This is a genomic window from Mycobacterium sp. (genome assembly GCF_049802695.1).
In the GTDB taxonomy this organism is placed as follows: domain Bacteria; phylum Actinomycetota; class Actinomycetes; order Mycobacteriales; family Mycobacteriaceae; genus Mycobacterium.
In genome coordinates this window covers 1-1,531 of the sequence record NZ_JBARMY010000462.1, presented here as the reverse complement: position 1 = coordinate 1,531, position 1,531 = coordinate 1, and the positions used below count along the sequence as shown (strand labels likewise).

General features: G+C 68.9%; 1 protein-coding gene and 1 pseudogene. Both read left to right on the top strand.

What is annotated here, in order from left to right; genetic code table 11:
- Window positions 1-1,165, top strand: a 1,165-nt coding sequence (mltG, locus tag WA317_RS18545) for an endolytic transglycosylase MltG (protein WP_425174428.1), incomplete at its 5' end; no start/stop codon positions are given.
- Window positions 1,143-1,531: pseudogene (locus WA317_RS18540) on the top strand (shikimate dehydrogenase); the annotation flags it as partial. The gene mltG and the pseudogene WA317_RS18540, both read left to right, overlap by 23 nt.

Here is a 1,531-nt window from a genome sequence, read left to right as displayed (position 1 = left end):
CGCTCGGGCTCGCCGCGTGCGACGGCGCCGCCGTGTCGCCGCCGGGTTCGCCACCGGTCTGCTGATGGCGGTGGTATTGGCCGCGGTGTTCCTCGGCTCCAAGCTGTGGCACACCCTCACCGGCGGCGGCAACGACTACACCGGCAACGGTGGACACGACGTGCTGATCCAGGTCAGCGCCGGTGACTCCACCACCGCGATCGGTGAGACACTGCACAACCACGATGTGGTCAAGACCGTCCGCTCTTTCGTGGATGCGGCGCACGGCAACTCGGCGATCTCGGCGATCCAGCCCGGCTACTACCGGGTGCGCACCGAGATCCCGGCGTCGTCGGCGGTGCAGCGGCTCGCCGACCCGAACAACCGGGCCGGCCGGCTGGTCATCCCCGAGGGGCGTCAGCTCGACGACACCGCCGACGTGAAGACCAATGCCACGACGCCGGGCATTCTCAGTCTCATTTCACAAGCTACCTGTGTGAACCTCGACGGACACCAACGCTGTGTGGCGGTTCCCGACCTGCGCAGGGCGGCCGACGTCAGTACGCCCGCGGCGCTGGCGGTGCCCACGTGGGCGGTTGAGCCGGTCACGGCGATGGGCAACGATCACCGCCGGATCGAGGGTCTGATCGCGCCGGGGACCTTCAACGTCGACCCGACGGCGCCACCGGAGAAGGTCCTGGCGACGCTGATCAGCGCCAGCACCGACAGTTACGTGCGGTCCGGGCTGCTGGACACCGCCACCGCCATGCACTTGTCGCCCTACGACGTGCTGGTGGTGGCCTCGCTGGTGCAGCGCGAATCCAAGCCGCTGGACTTTCCGAAGGTGGCCCAGGTCATCTACAACCGCCTCAACGAGCACCGCACGCTGGAATTCGACTCGACGGTGAACTATCCGCTCGATCGTCGGGAAGTGGCCACCAGCGATGCCGACCGCGCCGAGCCCACGCCGTGGAACACCTACCTCGCCGAGGGGGTACCGGCCACCCCGATCTGTTCACCCGGCGTGGACGCGTTGCAGGCGGCCGAACATCCCGCGCCCGGCGACTGGCTGTACTTCGTCACGATCGATGCGCAGGGCACTACGTTGTTCACCCGCGACTACCAGCAGCATCTGGCCAATATCGAGCTGGCCAAGCACAACGGTGTCCTCGACAGCGCGCGGTAGAAAGGCAGCGGTGCTGGGCTCACCGATCGCACACTCCCGGTCCCCGCAGCTGCATCTGGCCGCCTATCGGGCACTGGGCCTGCACGATTGGACCTATGACCGCATCGAGTGCGGCGCGGACGAGTTGCCGGCCGTGGTCAGCGGATTCGGGCGGCAGTGGGTCGGCGTCTCGGTGACCATGCCGGGGAAGCTCGCCGCGCTGCGGTTCGCCGACGAGCACACCACGCGCGCCGATCTCGTCGGCTCGGCCAACACCCTGGTCCGGACGCCGCATGGCTGGCGCGCCGACAACACCGACGTCGACGGCGTGACCGGTGCGCTTGGCGCCGTCACCGGCCCGGCCGTCGTGCTGGGCGCCGGCGGTAC